We start from the raw sequence: 18,360 nt of genomic DNA, 5'->3' as shown, positions 1-18,360 counted from the left end.
CCGAAGCTGAAAATGGGAAGCCGCGAATGGAGGTATGGGGGGCAACAAGTAGCGAAGAGGCGTAACGAGAAAAGTACCTTGAAGCCCTCAGGAAGCGAGGGCCTGCGAACGCTGCCGTACCGGCATTTCATAGCGGTGCGGTTGCTGCCAGGCCAGCTGTGCCTGGACATCGACCGCCGCATCCATCACTTTCTGCGCCCAGTTCTCATCCTTGGGGCACACCACCACCACGCGAAAACCGTGGTCGACGCCTTCCAGCCGCACGCCCTCGGAATCATCGACATGCAGGTCGATATCGAAGGCCGACGGCAACTTCGAGGGCGCATTCTCAAGCCCGTTCACGGCCAGGATATGCTGGTGCCGGTCACTGTTGACCACGCCATCGACGCGGATACCGTAGAGCATCAACCAACGGCGGATGTAGGACGGCGTGCGCCCCGACGAGGTGTAGATCCAGATGCTGCAACCCTGGCGGCGCAGGTCGCGAATCAGCGAGCGCGTGCCACTGCGCAGGGGTTCACCCAACCAGCGGTGGACGAACGCCGGCAGCTTGCTGTGCTCGGCGGCGGCGTGCTCGGCCTGGCAGGCGAGCGTGTCGTCGATATCGAACGAAATGCGTACCTGCGGGCGATTGAACGTGCGCTCGATGGCTTGCCGCCCGCGCTGGAGCAGAGAAGGGCTTTGCATCAGCGGCACCTCTCGCGCGCAGGCATGGATGCGCCGCCGAGGAAGAACTTGCCGGGCTCGGGCGCGTGCGCTTCAAGGAAAGCTGCATACTTTTTCTTGATCTTGGGTAGTTCGTACAAAGCCTTGACCCCATGCTTGGCGGAGTTGCGTATGACCGAGGACGGGTTGAAGTAACCCTCGGCGTTGTCCAGCGACAGCACGAATGGTGGTAGCCCCGCGCGCATCAGCAAGTAGCTGACAATGAGCGACCCTGTGCGGTTGTTGCCTTCGATGAACAGCTGCGGCTTGCTCAGAATTCGAACGTAGACACCCGCCGCGCGCTTCCAGATCGAGTCGCTGCCATACGAGCAATACCAGTTGTAGAGGTCCTTGATGCCGCCCTCCACATTATTGAAAAAGTGCGCCTCGGTCGCCGCCAGGTGCGGGGCAAATTCCAGCCTGCGTGCCGGGTCGCTGCCGCACAGCACGGTGGCATTGATCTCCAGCATCAGGTTCAGCTGCTGCAGGTCGAAAAGGTCGACACCCCGGGCGACATAGTCGTCAATCAGGGCATAGCCTTCAACCACATTCAGCAGCACCTCGTCGGTGAATGGATCCCGCGGTTCGGTGAAATGCTGGCTGAGTTCGGCAAAGCGGGCCTGCACCTCACGCAGTGCGCGCTCTACCGCTGGCAGATCAAGACGACGCGTCGCTGGCATTGGAAATCCCTGGTAACACTTGGGGGAAGGTAATGCGGCCGGGTGTTGCAGCCTTCCTGACTGCAACACCCGGCCACCTTGGCAGGTACGGCCTCAGCTGAACTTGCCGCTGATGTAGTCGGCGGTCAGCTGCTCACGCGGGTTCTGGAAAATCTGCGTGGTCGGGCCCATTTCGACCAGGTAACCGGTACGGGTGCCCTTGGAGATGTCGACCGAGAAGAACGCAGTGGTGTCGGCCACACGAATCGCCTGCTGCATGTTGTGGGTCACCAGGGCGATGGTGTAGTCCTTTTTCAATTCGACCATCAGCTCCTCCACCCGGCGGGTGGCAATCGGGTCGAGTGCCGAGCAGGGTTCGTCCAGCAGCAGCACTTCCGGCTCGGTGGCGATGGCGCGGGCGATGCACAGACGCTGTTGCTGGCCGCCGGACAGGGCCAGGCCGCTGACCTTGAGCTTGTCCTTCACCTCGTCCCACAGCGCGGCACCCTGCAGTGCGTGCTTGACGCGGTCGCCGATGTCGCCCTTGTAGCGGTTCAGGCGCAGGCCGAAGGCGACGTTGTCGAAGATGCTCATCGAGAACGGGTTGGGCTGCTGGAACACCATGCCGATGTAGCGGCGCACCACCACAGGGTCGACGCCCTTGCCGTAGACATCCTGGCCCAGGAAGTGCACATGGCCTTCGAAGCGGAAGCCCTTCACCAGGTCGTTCATGCGGTTGAGGCTACGCAGCACGGTACTCTTGCCGCAGCCGGACGGCCCGATGAAACCGGTGATCTCGTTCTTGCGGATCGGCACATGGCTGTCGCGAACGGCCATGAAGTTGCCGTAGAAGATCTTGTCCAGCTTGCAGTCCATGACGATGGGGGCTTCGCTGACCACGGGAGCGGCTTTTGGCGCAGTGGATACGTTCAAGGTCGGATGCTCCCTTTCTCAATACTTGGGCTTGCCGAATACTCGGCTCAGAATGTTGATTACCAGCACGATCATCACCAGTACCAGCGAGGCCGCCCAGGCGAGCTCGAGCTGGTTGTCGAATGGCATGCCGGAGAAGTTGTAGATCAGTACGGCCAGCGAGGCCGTCGGGTTCATGACTGCCAGGTCGCCGTCATGCAGGATCCAGTAGTTGCTGAACAGCGCGGTGAACAGCAGCGGCGCGGTCTCGCCGGCGGCACGGGCCACGGCCAGCATGACGCCGGTCAGGATGGCCGGCAGGCCGGTGGGCAGGACGATTTTCCAGATCACCTGGGCACGGGTGCAGCCCATGCCGTAGGCGGCATCCTTCATGATCTTGGGCACCATCTTCATCGACTCTTCAGCGGTCAGCACGACGATGGGCAGCATCAGTACCGCCAGGGCCACACCACCTGCCGGGGCGGAGTAGGTGCCGGTGGTCATCACCACCAAGGCGTAGGCGAACACGCCGGCCAGGATCGACGGCAGGCCGGTGAGCATCTTGGCGGCGAAGCGCGCGGCGTTGGCCAGCTTGCTGTCCGGGCCGAGTTCGGCCAGGAACACCGCGGCCAGAATACCGACCGGTACGGCGATGGCGGCAGCAATGCCGACCATGACGAAAGTACCGGCCATGGCGTTGCCAAAGCCCCCGCCCATCTCGAAGCCGGTGGGCGGCAACTCGGTGAACACCTCCAGGTTGAGGCGTGCGCCGCCGCGGGTGATCAGCATGTACAGCACGGAAATCAGCGGCACGCTGGCCACCAGCGCCGCGAACCATGCCAGCGTGGTCAATACCAGGCTGCGCAGGGAACGGCCTTCCAGCTTGCGCTGCAGGCTGGGCAACGCGTTTGCAGGGGTGGTGAGGTTGGTCATCATTTGTTACCCCGCTGGGCGTAGAGCATGATCATCGAGCCGAGTACGTTCACCGCCAGGGTGATGAACATCAGTACCAGTGCCGCGTACATCAGCACCTCGATCTCGTTCGGGCCGGCCTCCGGGAAGTTCAGCGCCAGCAAGGCCGCCAGCGTGTTGGCCGGGGCGAACAAGGACAGGGAAATGTTGTTGGCGTTACCCACCAGCATGGCCAGCGCCATGGTTTCACCCAGCGCACGGCCCAGGCCGAGCACCAGCGAACCGAAGATGCCGGTGGCTGCCGATGGCACCATTACCTTGAGGATGGCCTCCCAGTGGGTGGCGCCCAGGCCGTAGGCGGCCTGCTTGGTCTTCATCGGCACGCTGGTCAGGGCGTCCTGCGAAACGGCGGCGATGGTCGGCAGAATCATGATCGCCAGTACCAGCGCGGCAGGCAGCAGCCCCGGGCCGCTCAGGGAAGTACCGAAAAAGGGAATCCAGCCCAGTTCGCTGTTCAGCCAGGTGGTCAGCGGGCGAATGGCCGGGATGACCACATAGATCCCCCACAGGCCGTAGACGACGCTGGGGATGGCAGCGAGCAGCTCGACGATGGTGCGGAACACCGCCGCCAGCCGGGCCGGGAGGAAGTCCTGGGTCAGGAAAATGGCCATGCTGACGCCGAAGAAACCGGCGATCAACAGGGCGATCAGGGCGCTGTAGAGGGTGCCCCAGATCGCTGGCAGAATACCGTACTTGCCTTGGTTGACGTCCCAGACACTGCCGAACAGCACGTCAAAGCCGTGCTTCTCGATGCCTGGCAGTGCCTTGCGGCCCACTTCGTAGACCAGCGCGAAGACCAGCGCCAGCACCAGCACCACACCGATGCGTGCAAGCGCACGGAAGGTGCGATCAACCAGGAAGTCTTTCGCAGACGGTGGCTGGCACGCAGAGTCGGGGTTAGCCGGGATGGCAAAAGGAGTGTTCATTGGCAAGTTCCGGGACAGAGGGCAAACACACCCGGCATGGCCGCCAGACCACACCGGGAGCGCCTGGGCGTGTTACTGGATGTTGGCGGACGCTTTGCGTACCTGATCGACAACCGACGCTGGCAGCGGGATGTAGCCCATCGAGTCGGCGATCTTCTGGCCTTTGGTCAGGCTGTATTCGACCATTTCGCGCATGGCCTTGGCCTTGGCCGGGTTACCGTTGTCCTTGCGGAAGATCATCCAGGTGTAGGAGGTGATCGGGTAGGACTTGGCACCGTCCGGGTCAGGCAGCCAGGCCACCAGGTTCTCCGGCATCTGCACCGCAGCCAGCGCCTCGGCACCGCTCTCGGCGTTCGGCACGACGTACTGGCCGGCCTTGTTCTGCAGCTGGGCGAAGTCGACCTTGGCCAGCTTGGCGAAGCCGTATTCGATGTAGCCGATGGCGCCTGGGGTCTGGCGGACGGTGGCGGTTACGCCGTCGTTCTTCGGCGACTTGATGAACTTGTCGCTGGCCGGCCAGTTGACGGTGTTGCCTTCACCCAGCGCTTGCTTGAAGTCAGCGTTGATGGCCGACAGGTGCTTGGTGAATACCGCAGTGGTACCGCTGGAGTCGGCACGCACGACCACGGTGATCGGGGTGGCTGGCAGTTTCAGCTCAGGGTTGGCCGCGACGATCTGCGGGTCGTTCCACTGGGTGATCTTGCCGAGGAAGATGTTGGAGTACACATCGCGTGGCAGCTTCAGCCCTTTAGGGTTGCCCGGCAGGTTGTAAGCCAGGACGATTTCACCGGCGGTCATTGGCAGCAACTGCACGCCCTCGCCGACCTTGGCGATTTCTTCGGCTTTCATTGCCGAGTCGCTGGCGGCGAAGTCGACGGTCTTGTTCAGAAAGTCCTGAACACCCGCCCCGCTCCCCTTGGACTGGTAGTCAACGGTGACACCGTCGGTTTCCTTGCTGAAGGCCTTGAACCAGGTCAGGTAGATCGGTGCCGGGAAGCTGGCGCCGGAACCGGTCAGGCGGACGTTCTCTGCGGCGAAGGATGCCGAAGTGGCGCAAAGCGAAACGGCAACGGCGAGTGCAGCAGACTTCATCAGGCGTATCATCGAAAAGCGCTCCGTGTGATGGCCGGCACACTTTGCAGCAGCAATGTTACAGCTTTGTGACCAATGAATGGCAAGCCGCACGGTAGAGCCGTCTGGCGGCGCCATCACGGCAACATCAGTGAGCAGAGCCCTGGACGGGTTCCTGTCTCAACCCTAAGGCCTCGATGTGTCGGTTGAATGACTGTTTCGAGTGGGCGACAGGTTTCCTGGCACCGCTGGTCGATTACCGGGCACTCGGGTGTTGCCGCGGCATTCAACCGCTCATGCGAACCAGACGGGAGTGAATGCCATGCCACGCGGCGACAAGGACAAGTACACCGACAAGCAGAAGCGCAAGGCCGAACATATCGAGGAAAGCTACGAGCACAAAGGCGTGCCGGAAGACCAGGCCGAAGCACGCGCCTGGGCCACCGTCAACAAACAGTCCGGTGGTGGCGAGAAGAAAGGCGGCTCGGGCAAGGCCACCTCTTCCAGCGAGAAGAAAACTGCTCGCTCGGACTCGGCCAAACGGGCGGCGAAGTCACGCCAGGGTCATTCCCGCACATCGGGCAGTTCCCTGGAAACCCAGAGCAAGCAGAGCCTGATGAAGGAAGCGCGCAGCAAAGACATCAAGGGGCGCTCCACCATGACCAAGGCGCAATTGGTGGAAGCGCTCAAACACGCATGACACAAGCCCCCGGCCCGGCGAATGTAACGCGGTGCATGGCACCGGCTACGCCGGTGTTCGCGGTGAACCCGCTCCCACACCGAGCCGTGCAAGCTTCACGATCTTTGGGCAAGGCTATGGCCTTTACAGGAATGGTGCCGATCTTGGGCCAGGCGCGAACCCTGTGGGAGCGGGTTTACCCGCGAAGAATGCAACGCGGTGCATGGCACTGGCTACGCCGGTGTTCGCGGGTGAACCCGCTCCCACACCGAGCCGTGCAAGCTTCACGATCCTTGGGCAAGGCTATGGCCTTTACAGGAATGGTGCCGATCTCGGGCCAGGCGCGATCCCTGTGGGAGCGGGTTTACCCGCGAAGAATGCAACGCGGTGCATGGCACCGGCTACGCCGGTGTTCGCGGGTGAACCCGCTCCCACACCGCGCCGTGCAAGCTTCACGATCCTTGGGCAAGGCTATGGCCTTTACAGGAATGGTGCCGATCTTGGGCCAGGCGCGAACCCTGTGGGAGCGGGTTTACCCGCGAAGAATGTAACGCGGTCCATGGCACCGGCTACGCCGGTTCGCGGGTGAACCCGCTCCCACACCGAGCCGTGCAAGCTTCACGATCCTTGGGCAAGGCTATGGCCTTTACAGGAATGGTGCCGATCTTGGGCCAGGCGCGATCCCTGTGGGAGCGGGTTTACCCGCGAAGAATGTAACGCGGTCCATGGCACCGGCTACGCCGGTGTTCGCGGGTGAACCCGCTCCCACAGGGACCGCGCACGTCTCAAAAAATTGAGCAAGTCAGTTGCGCCCACCTGGACCGCATCGCACTCAAGTTCCGCGAAGCTTCAACTGCATCAACCAATCCCGGCGATATCCGCCGCGTCGGCATCCCGGCAACTGTTGCGGGACGCGCATACGAATTCCGCCTCGGCGCGTGTCGGGTAGTTGAAGGTCAGGCGCAGCTTTTCTTGTGTGTCATAAAGGTCATAACCCTCCCCTAACGTCGCGGGAAAGCCAAGACTACGCGGGTAAATCTCTTTCTTGAGCGGCACAGCGGGAACCACAACAAAGCGCGTCTGCATGTTCATCCCCCTCCCGGCAGTCTCTTAGTATTAGTACCGCTAAGGGAAAGCATCAAGGTGACTCATACAAACAATCGCAACGCCGTGGTTACCCGCGAAAAGGCTGGGGCATCGCTACAGCGTAAACAACAGCTCCTGGCCAAGATACCTGGCGCTAACCTGATGCCCTGTTTCGTTCAGGTCGAATGGCTGGCACATGGCCCCTGTAGTCACCACATCGCCTGCTTTCAGGGTCTGGCCACGTTCGGCGGCATGCGCATAAAGGTGGGCCAGCGATGCCAACGGGTCGGTCGCCGCATCGCCAGACAAGCCCCGCGCCCGCAACTGGCCGTCTACGTATACCTCGGTGGTTTCGGCCAGGTCAGCCAGCAACGGCACATCGATGCCTGCTGCCAGGCTGTTGCCAATCACCAGCGCTTCAAACCCAACGTTGTCCGCCACGAAGCTTGGCCACCCAACAATCTTGCGATCGACGAAGCGCGAGCGCACCACTTCGAAGGTGACGCAGGTTGCGCGAATATCTTCGCTGGCTGGCACCCGCCCAACCTGGGGTGGAATATCGCGATCCAGTACGAAGGCGACCTCGCATTCGATGGTTACCGGTGTAACTGCCGGCAACCGGATATGCACACCACCAGCATGACAACGCCCCGCCTCCAACTGGCCAATCAAGGGCCGGGACAAATTGGCTGCACGCATGGCTGCGGGGCTGCCGACACCCAGCTTCCACCCGGCGCGCTGGCCTGCGGCGGCCGCAAACAACTCGTCCTGGCTGTCATAGCCCTGTTTCAACGTCTCGGGTTTGAGGCTGGCGGGCAGTTCCGCCAGCAGCTCACCGCTAAGCCAGTGCTGCAGCAACAATGCCGCGGTACGCTGGGGAATGAAGAGCGAATTGTTCATAAGACCTCTTGATTGATGGGCGATGGCGGGCAACAGATGCTAGAGCGTGGCATTGATAAGGATAAATATATTGTCATGATGTCTGGCATCACAAACCGTTATGACCCTGCCTGACGCAATCCCGTGTAGGAGCGGCCTTGTGTCGCGATGGGCCGCAAAGCGGCCCCGGCAATGCGTGCATTTGCGCTGAAACCCCGGGGCCGCGTTGCGGCCCATCGCGACACAAGGTCGCTCCTACAGGATTACCTGTCAGCAGACACCGGCTGCTTCAGCAGCAATACGTAGGCCATCGCCGCCACCGCCGCGACTGCCGCACTGATCAGGAACGCCGAGGCAAACGACCCGGTCTGCTGAATGCTGAACCCCGTCACGATCGGTGCCACCGAACCCGCAAGGTAACCGCCGAAATTCTGGATGGAGCCAAACGAGGCCACGCGCCGGCTATCCACGACGGTGTTGGCGATCATCCAGGCGGTGGAGCTGGCCATGTTCACGCTGAACAACGCGCAGCACAGCAGGGCCACGCTGAGCATGAAGCCGCTGCCGAACGATAGCGGCACGGTGAAGGCCGCCGCCGCGAACAACGCGCTCACCACTACCCGCTTGCGGCTACCCAGCACGCTGGCGCCGTTCTTCACCAGGCGGTCGCACACACGGCCCGCCACAATGGTGCCCAGGGCGCCGAAAACGTAGGCCAGTGACACCACCCAGGCTGTCTTGTACAAGCTCAGCCCGTGCTCACGCTCGAAGTAGCCCGGCAACCAGGTCAGGTGCAGCCACAGCATGTAGATCACCCCCATGAAGCCCAGCACAGCGCCCCAGGTGCTCTTGTGCCGGAACAACTCGGCCCATGCCGCCAGTTGTGCCTTCATGCTCGGCCTGGCCGTTGCCACTGGCTGCTTCTGCGCCTGGGCCGCCAACAGGCGTTCACGCTCCTCGGCAGGCAACTCGGCCAGGTAACGTTCCTTGCTTTTATAGAAGGCGAACCAGCAAGCGGCGACCAGGATGCCGAACACCCCGGTGACTATGAACATGCCTCGCCAGCCCCAGTTGACCATCAGCAGCGTCAGCAACGGCGGCGCAATGCACGGCCCGATGCAGGTCGATGACAGCACGATGCCGGTCGGCGTGCCGCGTTTCTCGGCCTCGAACCACTCCGCCAGCGCCTTGGCCGCCGACGGGAACATCGGCGCCTCGCCGATCCCCAGCACCACCCTCAGCCCGATGAACGCGGAAAAACTGTTGATCAGGCCGGAGGCCGTCTGCGCCACCGACCAGCCCAGCAGTGCAGCCCCCAGCGAAATCTTGCTGCCCAGGCGGTCGATGATCATGCCCAGCGGCAACTGGGAAAAGGCATATGCCAGGGAAAATGCCGACAACAGAATGCCCATTTGTGACGGCGTGATCACCATGTCCCGCTGGATCGAGGTGTTGGCGATCGACAGCGCGCTGCGGTCGACGTAGTTGATGATGCCAATCACCAGCAGCAGGCTGACGGTGATGACCTGGTACTTCCTGAACGGGTTCGGGCTCGCGATCGCTTCAGGCTCGCGACCAAGCTCGGCTTGCGCATATTTGGTAGTCATGGGCGTTCACTTTTGTTGTTATTTGGTTGAACAGCGGATCAGTGAGCTACATGGATGCCTCAAGCAGCCACTGGTAGTCCTCGGCAGACGCTTCACGCGGGTTGGTGCGGTGGCTGTGATCGGCCAGCGCACCCTGGATGATGCGCGGGAACAGCTCTTCGCTGACGCCCAGCTCGCGCAGCCCGGTCGGCAGGCCCAGCGCACGAGTCATGTGGCGGATCGCGTCTTCGATCTGGCCTTCGTCGGCCAGCCCCATCGCCTGGGCGATGCGTTGCATCTTGTGCTCGTTCAGCACCGTCTCGGCCTTGCGGTTGAAGGTGATGACGACGGGCAGGAAGATCGCGTTGAGGGTGCCGTGGTGCAGCCGTGGGTTGATGCCGCCCAGTGCGTGGCTGAGGCTATGTACGCAGCCCAGGCCCTTCTGGAATGCCAGGGCGCCTTGCAGCGAGGCGCTCATCATGTTGACGCGGCTATCCAGGTTGCCGGGCTCGCGGGTGGCGGTTTCGATGAAGCGCCAAGCGCGCCACAGCCCGTCCAGGGCAATGCCGTCAGCGGGCGGGTTGAACGCAGGCGCCATGAAGGTTTCCAGGCAGTGGGCAATGGCGTCCATGCCGGTGGCGGCGGTGAGTTGCGCCGGCAGGCCAAGGGTCAGCGCCGGGTCGCAGATGGCAGCCTTGGGCACCACATGGGGTGAGATCACGCCCACCTTGCGCCCGTCATCGAGAATCAGGATGGCGCCCCGCCCTACCTCGCTGCCGGTGCCCGCCGTGGTCGGCACGGCGATTACCGGTGCGGTTGCCGCCGTAATGCGGGCCAAGCCGCCTTCGATCACCGCAAAGCTTTTCAATGGGCCGTCGTGCCTGGCACACACGGCCACACCTTTGGCCAGGTCGATCGCCGAGCCCCCGCCAATGGCGATGATCCCGTCACAGCCACACTCCTGGAACATGGCAACCGCTTCACGCACGGCGTTCTCGTTCGGGTTGGGCGGCGTGCTGTCATAGATCGGCAATTGCGCGCTGCTGTCACTGAAGGTGCTCAAGGCCACATCGACGATACCGGCAGCACGCACGCCACGGTCCGTCACGATCAAAGGCCTGGTTATACCAATGCGCTCGCACTCGGCAGGCAGGCGCGCAATGGCGCCGATATCGAACTGGATCTGGGTGATGTAGTTGATCAGGGACATAGGGCCTTCACAGCCTCCTGGCGCTATTATTATGGGCGGTTCCGCCGCACTGGATGCGACACCGTGCAGCGCCAGTATAGGAATTCGCGCCTGGCCATGGTATTGAGAACAATCCATATCGGTATAACCCGGACGCATACCAGATGACCCCTTCACTCAACTCGATCATGTCCAGGCTCCACGCCCGCCACCTGCGCCTGCTCATCGAACTGGACGAGCACCGCTCGCTGCTCGGCGCGGCAAGCAGCGTCGGGCTTACCCAGCCCGGAGCGAGCAAGGCGTTGCAGGAAATCGAAACCACCTTCGGCACGGTGCTGTTCAACCGCACCAATCGCGGGCTGGAGCCCACGGCTGCCGGGCACTGCGCCATCCGCTACGCGCGCGTGGTGCAAACGGACATTTCAAACCTGCGGCATGACCTGGATGCCATCCTGCGCGGGGTCGGCGGCCGGCTGGCGGTGGGGGCAATCATGGGCGCGGTGCCATTGCTGATGAGGGCGGTGTCGCAGTTGGCCAGCATCCAGCCGCAGATGTCGTTCGAGATCATCGAAGACACCAGCCAGTCGCTGCTGGCACAGATCGAGAGCGGTCGCCTGGACGTCGCCTTGTGCCGCACCAGCGTGAGCAATAGCCCTCAGCTGTTTGCCAGCAGCTTTGTCCAGGACGAGACGCTGGCGGTCATCGCCAATATCGACCACCCGCTCAAGCACGCGCAAAACCTGAACCTTGCAGACCTGGCCGAGAGCCGCTGGATCGTGTACCGGGCCAACATGCCGATGCGGGTACAGCTGGAGCGCGAATTCCACGATGCCGGGCTGCGCTTCCCGTTGCACCTGGTGGAAACCACCTCGATCCTGGCGACCTTGTCGCTGCTACAGAACCGCCCCGACTTCGTGGCACTGGTGTCGATCGACGTGGCCCGGCAATGCGCGATGAACCAACAGGTGCGCATTCTGCCCCTGACCATGGGCTCGGTCAGCGACCCGTACGAGCTGGTCACCCGCAAAGGCAGCCAGGCGACACCGGCCATGGACAAGCTCGCCGAACTGCTGCTGCCGCACGGCGCACACCATACCGACAGCTGATCAGCGTAGCGCCTGGTCCAGGTCGCGCTGCAGCGAACTGACCGCCTCCAGGCCCACGTGCAGGCGCACCAGGGCCCCACGCACGGGTGTGGCGAAGGTTCGCTCGCCCAGCTCGGCCAAGGTCACCAGGCTCTCGTAACCACCCCAGGACGCGCCGATGCCGAACAGGCGCAGGCGATCGATGAAGGTTTCCGCCCGGCTCAGGCTGCTGTCGGCCAGCTCGATGCTGAGCAGGCCATTGCTGCCCTTGAAGTCGCGGCGCCACAGGGCGTGGCCCGGGTGCTCCGGCAACGCCGGGTGGTACACCCGCGCCACGTCCTCTCGTGCCTGCAGCCAGTGGGCGATTTCCAGGCCCTGGCGCTCGTGCACCGCCATGCGGCTGGCGAGGCTGCGCGCACCGCGCAGTACCAGCCAGGCATCGTCCGGGCTGACCGTGCAACCGCAGGTATCGCTGCTGCGCGACAACGCGGCGAAGGCCTCGCGGGTGGTGCAGACGCTGCCCAGCATCACGTCGCTGTGCCCGCCCAGGTATTTGGTCAGGGCCATCACCGAAATGTCCGCGCCCAGCGCCAGCGGCTGGTGCAGATAGCCCGAACCCCAGGTGTTGTCGACCGCCAGCAGGATCCCGCGCGGCTTGCATAGAGCAGCCATGGCCGGCAGGTCGTTGAGTTCGTACAGCAACGAACTCGGGCTTTCGCTGTAGACCATGCGCGTGTTCGGGCGCAGCGCGGCCTCAAGGCCCTGCCCGTCCGCGGCAAAATAGCTGACCTGCACGCCGAACGGCTGCAGCAGCTCGCGCGCCAGGCGCCGCACCGGCCCATACACGCCATCGCTGATCAGCACATGGTCGCCGGGGCGCAGGTAGGCGAGAAACGTCTGGGCGATGGCCTGCAGCCCGGTGGCGAACAGCTTGGTGCGGTGGCCGCCTTCCAGTTCGCTGACCAGGTCTTCCAGGGCAAAGGCTGTGGGGTTGCCGCGGGCGCCATAGCTGAGCACCCGTTGCTGGTCACGACGGCTGCGTGCCTCGCGCTGGTCGGCGACGCTGTCGAACAGCACCGTGCTCAGGCGGCTGACCGGCGGGTTGACGCCATGCGCACCCTGGCCCGGCTCGCCACGACCGGCATGCACCAACCGCGTGGCGATCGGGTCGGCGTGGGTCAATGGCGCAAAACTGGCGACTTCGGCGGCGCTCATCTGCGCGATCAACCCGGTTTCCCAGGCCAGGTAACGGCGTGCGGCCTCCTTGTTCCCGGCGTGGCGGTCGTGGACGAAGAAGAGGAAATCGATACAGGCGGCGTCTGCCAGGGAAGCATCATCCTCGACCTGGGGCCACCCGGCCTGCAACGCCCGAGGGAACAGGCGCGCCGCCTGGCGTTGTGCAGCGGGCAATTCGCTGGCCGCCAGCTCGGCGACGCGAGGGTCATCGGCAATGAATACCAGGCGCCGCGACTGCGTGCGCACCTGCTCGGCCAGTTGCGGGCGGATCGCCCACTGCGCGCCGCGCAGGTGGCGCCTGCGGTAGGCCGTACTCGAGCGCAGGTCCAGCAGCAAGGCGCCGTCGAGTTCTTCGGCGCTGGCCTCGGTCAGGGTCACAGCCAGACCGGGTTTGCCCGGTAGTGCCAGGCCACTGCCCAGGCCGCCTTCGAGCACATAGGCATCATGCCCCATCTGCCGCAGCCAGCTGGCCACCACCGGCGCGCGCACACCGTCGTCGTCGAACAGCACCACGCGCGCCTTGCGCACACCGATGTACAGGTCGGTGCCCTGCACCAGTTGGCCTCCCGGGCAATGTTGCGCACCGGGCAGGCTGCCGGCGGCAAATTCCTCCGGGGTGCGCACGTCGCACAGGAACAGCGTGCGCTGTGCCTCTTGCTGCCATTCCAGCACCTGCTTTGCCGCCACCCACTGCACCCCCGCCTTGCGCGCCAAGGCCACGCTTCGCGTCCGTTGCTTTGCCAACGCCTGGCCACTGTGGGGCGGATAGCCGCGCTGCCCGCCGTGCTCCAGAGGCAGGTCCGCCAGGTACCAACCCTGGGTGCCGTTTTCCAGGGCATAGACGGGGTTGTCGATGCCGAGGTTGATCAGCGTTTGCGCGCCGATGATGCTGCGCGTGCGGCCTGCGCAGTTGATCACTACTGGTGTGTGCGGGTCTTGCACCAAGTCTTCCAGGCGGTAGCCCAGTTCACCGTTGGGGCAACAGGTGGCGCCGGGGATGTTCATCCTGGCGAACTCGTCCAGCGGCCGGCCGTCGAGCAGCACCAGCGGCTTGCCCTGACGCTGCCATTCGGCCAGTTGCGGGGCGCTGATGCGCGGGGTGTGGCACGCGTGCTCGACCAGCTCGCCAAAGGCCTTCGATGGCAGGTGCACGCCAGCGAACAGTTCGAAACCTGCGGCCTGCCACCCCAGGCTGCCGCCTTCGAGCCAGTGTACCGCCGTGTAGCCCAGGGCCTGCAGCCGCCGGGCGCCGCGCTGCGCCAGCTCGCCGCCGGTTGCATCGTAGACCACCAGCCGCACCGCCGGGTTGGGCGCCAGGCGCGGGGCCTCGATTTCCAGCCGGCTGTACGGCAGGTTGACGGCGTAGAACAGGTGAGCTTCGCCGTACTGGCCATGTTCGCGCAGGTCGAACAGGGCGATCTCCTGGCCGTCGAATAGCCAGTCATGCAGGTGCGCGGGGGTGATGCTGGGGATCATGGGACGCAGTCCTTGGTCGATCAGGTTGGGAAAATGCGGTGCCTGTGCCGGCCTCTTCGCGGGTGAACCCGCTCCCACAGGGACCGCGCCGTGCTTACAAGCCGTGCATTACTTGTGGGAGCGGGTTCACCCGCGAAAGGGCCGGCACAGGCCGCACACATCAAAGGCCATAAGCCTCGATCGAAGGCGCCATCTGTGACTTGTTGTAGTTCACCACGCTGCCGTCGTCCTTGACCCCATAGCGGTTTTCCAGCGACTCCAGCGGCCGGCCATAAAGGTGGAAGTGCAAGGTCGGTTTATCGCCTTCGACGCGAATGCCATGCAGGTCCTCGCCCAGGAAGGCCACCGAGGTCCCCGGTTGCACCACGATCTCGCGCTCCAGCGCCAGGCGGGCACGGGCCGGGTCGCTGCCGTCATCCTCGCGGCGGTACACCCGGTTCAGTTCCTGCCCCTCGACAGCAACGATGATTGCCCAGGTCTCGTGGTTGTGCGGCAAGGTCGCCTTGCCCGGCAGTAGCGAGTTGACATACAAGGTCGGCGACTCGCCGTCGTCGTTCAGGCGATAGCGGAACTGGGTCTCGCCACTCGCAGCATCCGGCGCCGGAAAGCGCTCGAAGTTGAACAGCTCGCGGCACTCGGCCAGCCCTTCGAGCAAAACGACGATCTGCTGCAGCGCGGCGCGATCGACGCCCCGCGCATGGATGGCGCGCACTTGCGCCAGGAACGGCTGGATCACGGAATCACGGGACATGCTCGGTCTCTCTTCTTCGCTAGCGGAAATCAAACGCTGAGGCTGTAGCGCCCCAGGTTGCTGAATACATCGGGCGCCGGGCGGCTCGGACGCTGCCCGCCCTCGCCCAGCGCATGCTGCAGGAAAGCGCGGGTACGTTCGTGCTGCGGGGCGCGGAACAGCTGTTCGGCGCTGCCGTGCTCGACGATGCGGCCATGCTCGGTGAAATACACCCGGTCGCTGATCTCTTCGGCAAAGCGCATTTCATGGGTAACCAGCACACAGGTCATGCCCTCCTCGGTCAGCTCGCGGATCACCGCCAGCACTTCGCCGACCATCTCCGGGTCCAGCGCCGAGGTCACTTCGTCGAACAGGATCAACCTGGGCCGCATCGCCAGGGCGCGAGCGATGGCCACGCGCTGCTGCTGCCCACCCGACAGTTCGCCCGGAAACGCCGCGGCCTTGTGGCCCAGGCGTACCTTGTCGAGCAGCGCCAGGGCCAGATCGCGAGCTTCGCCACGCTGGCGACCGAGTACCTTGGTCGGGGCGATCAGCAGATTGTCCAGCACGCTCAGGTGCGGAAACAGGTTGTACTGCTGGAAAACGAAGCCCACCTGCTTGCGCAGCGCAATCAGCTCGGCCTCGCCCCGCAAGCGCTCGACCTGGGTACCGCCGATACGGATGCTGCCCTGCTGCGGCCGCAACAGGCCGGTCATGCAGCGCAGGATGGTCGACTTCCCCGAACCCGACGGGCCAATGATCGACACCGCCTGGCCGGCCTGCACATCGAGGTCGATACCGCGCAGCACCGGGTTGTCGGCGAAGGCCAGGTGCACGTCACGCAGCTGGATCAAGGGTTCAGAAGGCATAGCGACGCTCCAGGCGTTGGGTCAGGCGGGCAATCGGGTAACAGTAGGCGAAGAACAGCGCCAGCACGCTGAAGTACACCAGCACGGTGAAGCCGCTGCGGTTGACGGTATTGGCGGCAATCTGCGCGCTGTCGATCAGGTCGTGCACGCCCACCAGCGAAGCCAGGGCGGTGCCCATGGTCACCACCGCATACAGGTTCATCCACGGCGGCAGCATGCGTCGCAGGCACTGCGGCAGGATGATCGACCGGAAGATCTGCGCGCGGCTGAAGGCCAGCGAGCGCGCAGCCTCCCACTGGGTGGCCGGGATCGAGGCGACTGCACCACGGAAGATTTCGGCAACATTGGCACTGGCCGGCAGCGCCAGGCCGATGGTGACCTTCAGCCAGTCGGGGAAGGCCAGCCAGGTGCCGGCAACCTGGATATCGAAAGGGAACACGTACGAGGTGAAGTAGATCAATACCAGCCACGGCGCATTGCGAAACACCTGCACCCACAGGCGCGCGATGCCGCGCAGCGGCGCTACCGGCGACAGCAACAGGATGCCCAGCAACAAGCCCAGCAGCGTGCCCAGGGCAATGGCGCCGACGCTGATCTGAATGTTCTGCAACAGGCCTGCGCCCAGGGTCGGTGACCAATGCCACAGCGCGGCGAGGTTCTCAGTGGCCATAGCCAGGCATCCTCAGGCGCGCTTCCAGGGCGCGACCGGCACAGTTGACGGCGAAGCTGAGCAGGCCGAAGAAAGCCAGGATCAGGATCATCAGTTCGATGACGTTGTCGCCCTGGGTCCAGATCATGATCGAGGCGTAGGTGATGTCGTTGACGGCAATCGCCGAGGCCACGGCAGTCATCTTCACCAGGTCGATCAGGTTGTTGACCAGCGCCGGCAGGGCGAAACGCACGGCCAACGGTAGTTGCACCTGCAGCAGTTGCTGGCGACGGCTGAAGGCCAACGAGCTGGCCGCCTCCAGGGTCACCGTCGGCACCGCCTCGATGCCGGCGCGCAAAGCCTCGGCATGGAAGGCGCCCTTGTGCAGGGCAATCACCAGCACCACCCAGGCAAAGGGTGTCATCGGGTTGGCATTGCCCAGGCTCTGGCTGATGAGCATGTTCAGCACCAGGAACGCGCAGTACAGCTGCACCAGCGTCGGCGTGTTGCGCGTGACCTCGATGAAGGCCCGCGCCGGCCAGGCCAGCCAGCGGCTCCTGGCGGTGAGCGCCGCCGCCAGCAGCACGCCGACCAGCAGGCTGCCGGCGATGCTGAACAGGCACAGCCAGAGCGTGGTCAGCGCACCTTCCAGCAGCTTGCCGCTGGCGTAGCCGTCGAACAGGAAGTTGTAGTTCAGGCCAACTCGGGCGAGCTGCCCGACCAGCCAGTGCAGAGCCTCGCTCATCAGGCGCCTTCGCCCTGCAGCTTGGTGCGCAGCTCCACCAGCGCAGGCGAGGCCGGGGTGATGTGGTTGGCCTGCTCACGTTCGATCAGCCAGCCGCTGCGGTGCCATTGCTTGACGAATGGGTCCAGGCGCTGCTGGGTGTCGGTCTCGCCCAGGCGCGTCCAGATCACCGATGGCGCCGGATTGAGCTCGGGAGCCAGGGCGCGGTAGGCGCCCCACTCGCCGCCCTTGGCCAGCAGCGGGTTGATCAGCGTGGCATCGTGCACCGCGGCCACGCAGTTGTTGCCACGCAGGGCCAGCAGCGATTCGGCGGAGGTCTTGAAAGCCTTGAGGTCGGCGCCCAGTTCCACCAGCGCCTGGGTGTAGCTGCTGCCCTGGCTGGTGCACACCGGCTGGCCCTTGAGGTCGGCCCAGGTCTTGATCGGGCTGTCCTTGACCAATGCTGCGGTGCCGCCGACACGGTAGAACGGCGTGGGCACGTGGCCCAACAGCTTGTCACGCTCGGGGGTCCATTCCATGTTGGCGATCAGCAGGTCGACCTTGCCCTGCTGCAGAAACTGCACGCGGTTGGCCGGTTGCACGGCGACCAGATCGACCGCCACGCCCAGCTGGCGTGCCAGGTCACGGGCCAGGTCGACGCTGAAACCGATCGGCTCGCGGGTGGCCGGGTCGATGGCACCGAACGGGCCACCGGAAAGCACCACACCCACGGCCAGCTTGTGCCGCTGCTGGATCTTGTCCAGGGTGGCATCGGCCTGGGCCAGGCCGCTGGTGGCCAGGGTAGCGGTGGCCAGCAACGATGCGAACAGCCCGCGACGGGCAAAGGTGGACAGCGACATGGTGGGGGCTCCTCATCCCGGCAGCCGGAACACCCGGCCAATGAGGGCGCATCCTAGGAAGTTGCAG

The 18,360-nt window shown here is 64.2% G+C and carries 18 protein-coding genes; 2 read left to right on the top strand and 16 right to left on the bottom strand.

Annotated elements, in window-relative coordinates; all coding sequences use genetic code 11:
- Window positions 1-87 precede the first annotated feature (87 nt).
- The 6 genes from ABNP31_RS10765 to pstS form a co-directional block, all read right to left on the bottom strand.
- On the bottom strand, window positions 88-687 hold the full coding sequence (locus tag ABNP31_RS10765; RefSeq protein ID WP_350013301.1) for a hypothetical protein: 600 nt from the start codon (window positions 685-687) through the stop codon (window positions 88-90).
- Entirely contained in the window at window positions 687-1,385 is a 699-nt protein-coding gene (locus ABNP31_RS10760; protein ID WP_085616084.1) for a hypothetical protein, read from the bottom strand. The genes ABNP31_RS10765 and ABNP31_RS10760 overlap by 1 nt, the downstream gene beginning before the upstream one ends.
- A gap of 93 nt (window positions 1,386-1,478) precedes the next feature.
- On the bottom strand, window positions 1,479-2,240 hold the full coding sequence (pstB, locus tag ABNP31_RS10755; protein WP_031324478.1) for a phosphate ABC transporter ATP-binding protein PstB: 762 nt from the start codon (window positions 2,238-2,240) through the stop codon (window positions 1,479-1,481).
- 75 nt (window positions 2,241-2,315) lie between these two features.
- Window positions 2,316-3,209: a phosphate ABC transporter permease PstA gene (pstA, locus tag ABNP31_RS10750; protein ID WP_024086822.1), complete on the bottom strand. Its 894-nt coding sequence runs from the start codon at window positions 3,207-3,209 to the stop codon at window positions 2,316-2,318.
- Window positions 3,209-4,174, bottom strand: a complete 966-nt coding sequence (gene pstC / locus ABNP31_RS10745; protein ID WP_023661148.1) for a phosphate ABC transporter permease subunit PstC — start codon at window positions 4,172-4,174, stop codon at window positions 3,209-3,211. Before pstC ends, pstA begins: the two co-directional genes overlap by 1 nt.
- Window positions 4,175-4,246: 72 nt before the next feature.
- Window positions 4,247-5,278, bottom strand: a complete 1,032-nt coding sequence (gene pstS, locus ABNP31_RS10740; protein WP_085663354.1) for a phosphate ABC transporter substrate-binding protein PstS — start codon at window positions 5,276-5,278, stop codon at window positions 4,247-4,249.
- 289 nt (window positions 5,279-5,567) lie between these two features.
- On the opposite strand from pstS, the gene ABNP31_RS10735 reads away from it, so the two are divergent.
- Window positions 5,568-5,945, top strand: a complete 378-nt coding sequence (locus tag ABNP31_RS10735) for a termination factor Rho (protein ID WP_075045548.1) — start codon at window positions 5,568-5,570, stop codon at window positions 5,943-5,945.
- Window positions 5,946-6,782: 837 nt separating this feature from the next.
- On the opposite strand, the gene ABNP31_RS10730 is transcribed toward ABNP31_RS10735, so the two are convergent.
- From ABNP31_RS10730 to ABNP31_RS10715, 4 genes are all read right to left on the bottom strand, one after another.
- Window positions 6,783-7,016 (bottom strand): hypothetical protein, encoded by a 234-nt coding sequence (locus tag ABNP31_RS10730; RefSeq protein ID WP_085588058.1) that lies wholly within the window; start codon window positions 7,014-7,016, stop codon window positions 6,783-6,785.
- 108 nt (window positions 7,017-7,124) lie between these two features.
- Entirely contained in the window at window positions 7,125-7,910 is a 786-nt protein-coding gene (locus tag ABNP31_RS10725; protein WP_085663352.1) for a 2-keto-4-pentenoate hydratase, read from the bottom strand.
- A gap of 242 nt (window positions 7,911-8,152) precedes the next feature.
- Entirely contained in the window at window positions 8,153-9,496 is a 1,344-nt protein-coding gene (locus tag ABNP31_RS10720; RefSeq protein ID WP_238067681.1) for an MFS transporter, read from the bottom strand.
- Window positions 9,497-9,542: 46 nt separating this feature from the next.
- Window positions 9,543-10,685, bottom strand: a complete 1,143-nt coding sequence (locus ABNP31_RS10715) for an iron-containing alcohol dehydrogenase (protein WP_350013300.1) — start codon at window positions 10,683-10,685, stop codon at window positions 9,543-9,545.
- Between the two features lie 143 nt (window positions 10,686-10,828).
- Here ABNP31_RS10715 and ABNP31_RS10710 point away from each other — a divergent pair, with 143 nt between their 5' ends.
- Window positions 10,829-11,770, top strand: a complete 942-nt coding sequence (locus ABNP31_RS10710) for a LysR family transcriptional regulator (RefSeq protein WP_085619427.1) — start codon at window positions 10,829-10,831, stop codon at window positions 11,768-11,770.
- Here the strand turns inward: ABNP31_RS10710 and metC are convergent, their stop codons facing one another.
- From metC to ABNP31_RS10680, 6 genes are all read right to left on the bottom strand, one after another.
- Complete coding sequence (gene metC, locus ABNP31_RS10705) at window positions 11,771-14,461, bottom strand: cystathionine beta-lyase (protein WP_350013299.1); 2,691 nt, start codon at window positions 14,459-14,461, stop codon at window positions 11,771-11,773.
- Window positions 14,462-14,621: 160 nt separating this feature from the next.
- The gene (locus tag ABNP31_RS10700; RefSeq protein ID WP_085619423.1) at window positions 14,622-15,212 is read right to left on the bottom strand and encodes a cysteine dioxygenase family protein; all 591 of its coding nucleotides are present in this window, start codon (window positions 15,210-15,212) and stop codon (window positions 14,622-14,624) included.
- Between the two features lie 29 nt (window positions 15,213-15,241).
- Window positions 15,242-16,060 carry an amino acid ABC transporter ATP-binding protein gene (locus ABNP31_RS10695; protein ID WP_085663348.1) on the bottom strand — a complete coding sequence of 273 codons (819 nt, stop codon included), beginning with the start codon at window positions 16,058-16,060 and terminating at the stop codon, window positions 15,242-15,244.
- A complete protein-coding gene (locus ABNP31_RS10690; RefSeq protein ID WP_085619419.1) occupies window positions 16,050-16,730 on the bottom strand; it encodes an amino acid ABC transporter permease in 681 nt (226 codons plus the stop codon). The genes ABNP31_RS10695 and ABNP31_RS10690 overlap by 11 nt, the downstream gene beginning before the upstream one ends.
- Entirely contained in the window at window positions 16,720-17,454 is a 735-nt protein-coding gene (locus ABNP31_RS10685; RefSeq protein WP_085663346.1) for an amino acid ABC transporter permease, read from the bottom strand. Before ABNP31_RS10685 ends, ABNP31_RS10690 begins: the two co-directional genes overlap by 11 nt.
- Window positions 17,454-18,293, bottom strand: coding sequence for a transporter substrate-binding domain-containing protein (locus tag ABNP31_RS10680; protein WP_350013298.1), 840 nt, complete (start codon window positions 18,291-18,293; stop codon window positions 17,454-17,456). Before ABNP31_RS10680 ends, ABNP31_RS10685 begins: the two co-directional genes overlap by 1 nt.
- Window positions 18,294-18,360: the final 67 nt, after the last annotated feature.

Origin of the sequence: Pseudomonas asiatica (genome assembly GCF_040214835.1) — a bacterium.
In the GTDB taxonomy this organism is placed as follows: Bacteria; Pseudomonadota; Gammaproteobacteria; order Pseudomonadales; family Pseudomonadaceae; genus Aquipseudomonas; species Aquipseudomonas putida_Z.
The sequence above is the reverse complement of the archived record's forward strand: the minus strand, read 5'-3'. Positions and strand labels throughout refer to the sequence as shown.

Bases quoted from the DNA above. Each gene is read 5' to 3' on its own strand.
- ABNP31_RS10765 (WP_350013301.1), bottom strand. From the start codon at position 687: ATGCAAAGCCCTTCTCTGCTCCAGCGCGGGCGGCAAGCCATCGAGCGC.
- ABNP31_RS10760 (WP_085616084.1), bottom strand. From the start codon at position 1,385: ATGCCAGCGACGCGTCGTCTTGATCTGCCAGCGGTAGAGCGCGCACTG.
- pstB (WP_031324478.1), bottom strand. From the start codon at position 2,240: ATGGACTGCAAGCTGGACAAGATCTTCTACGGCAACTTCATGGCCGTT.
- pstA (WP_024086822.1), bottom strand. From the start codon at position 3,209: ATGACCAACCTCACCACCCCTGCAAACGCGTTGCCCAGCCTGCAGCGC.
- pstC (WP_023661148.1), bottom strand. From the start codon at position 4,174: ATGAACACTCCTTTTGCCATCCCGGCTAACCCCGACTCTGCGTGCCAG.
- pstS (WP_085663354.1), bottom strand. From the start codon at position 5,278: ATGATACGCCTGATGAAGTCTGCTGCACTCGCCGTTGCCGTTTCGCTT.
- ABNP31_RS10735 (WP_075045548.1), top strand. From the start codon at position 5,568: ATGCCACGCGGCGACAAGGACAAGTACACCGACAAGCAGAAGCGCAAG.
- ABNP31_RS10730 (WP_085588058.1), bottom strand. From the start codon at position 7,016: ATGAACATGCAGACGCGCTTTGTTGTGGTTCCCGCTGTGCCGCTCAAG.
- ABNP31_RS10725 (WP_085663352.1), bottom strand. From the start codon at position 7,910: ATGAACAATTCGCTCTTCATTCCCCAGCGTACCGCGGCATTGTTGCTG.
- ABNP31_RS10720 (WP_238067681.1), bottom strand. From the start codon at position 9,496: ATGACTACCAAATATGCGCAAGCCGAGCTTGGTCGCGAGCCTGAAGCG.
- ABNP31_RS10715 (WP_350013300.1), bottom strand. From the start codon at position 10,685: ATGTCCCTGATCAACTACATCACCCAGATCCAGTTCGATATCGGCGCC.
- ABNP31_RS10710 (WP_085619427.1), top strand. From the start codon at position 10,829: ATGACCCCTTCACTCAACTCGATCATGTCCAGGCTCCACGCCCGCCAC.
- metC (WP_350013299.1), bottom strand. From the start codon at position 14,461: ATGATCCCCAGCATCACCCCCGCGCACCTGCATGACTGGCTATTCGAC.
- ABNP31_RS10700 (WP_085619423.1), bottom strand. From the start codon at position 15,212: ATGTCCCGTGATTCCGTGATCCAGCCGTTCCTGGCGCAAGTGCGCGCC.
- ABNP31_RS10695 (WP_085663348.1), bottom strand. From the start codon at position 16,060: ATGCCTTCTGAACCCTTGATCCAGCTGCGTGACGTGCACCTGGCCTTC.
- ABNP31_RS10690 (WP_085619419.1), bottom strand. From the start codon at position 16,730: ATGGCCACTGAGAACCTCGCCGCGCTGTGGCATTGGTCACCGACCCTG.
- ABNP31_RS10685 (WP_085663346.1), bottom strand. From the start codon at position 17,454: ATGAGCGAGGCTCTGCACTGGCTGGTCGGGCAGCTCGCCCGAGTTGGC.
- ABNP31_RS10680 (WP_350013298.1), bottom strand. From the start codon at position 18,293: ATGTCGCTGTCCACCTTTGCCCGTCGCGGGCTGTTCGCATCGTTGCTG.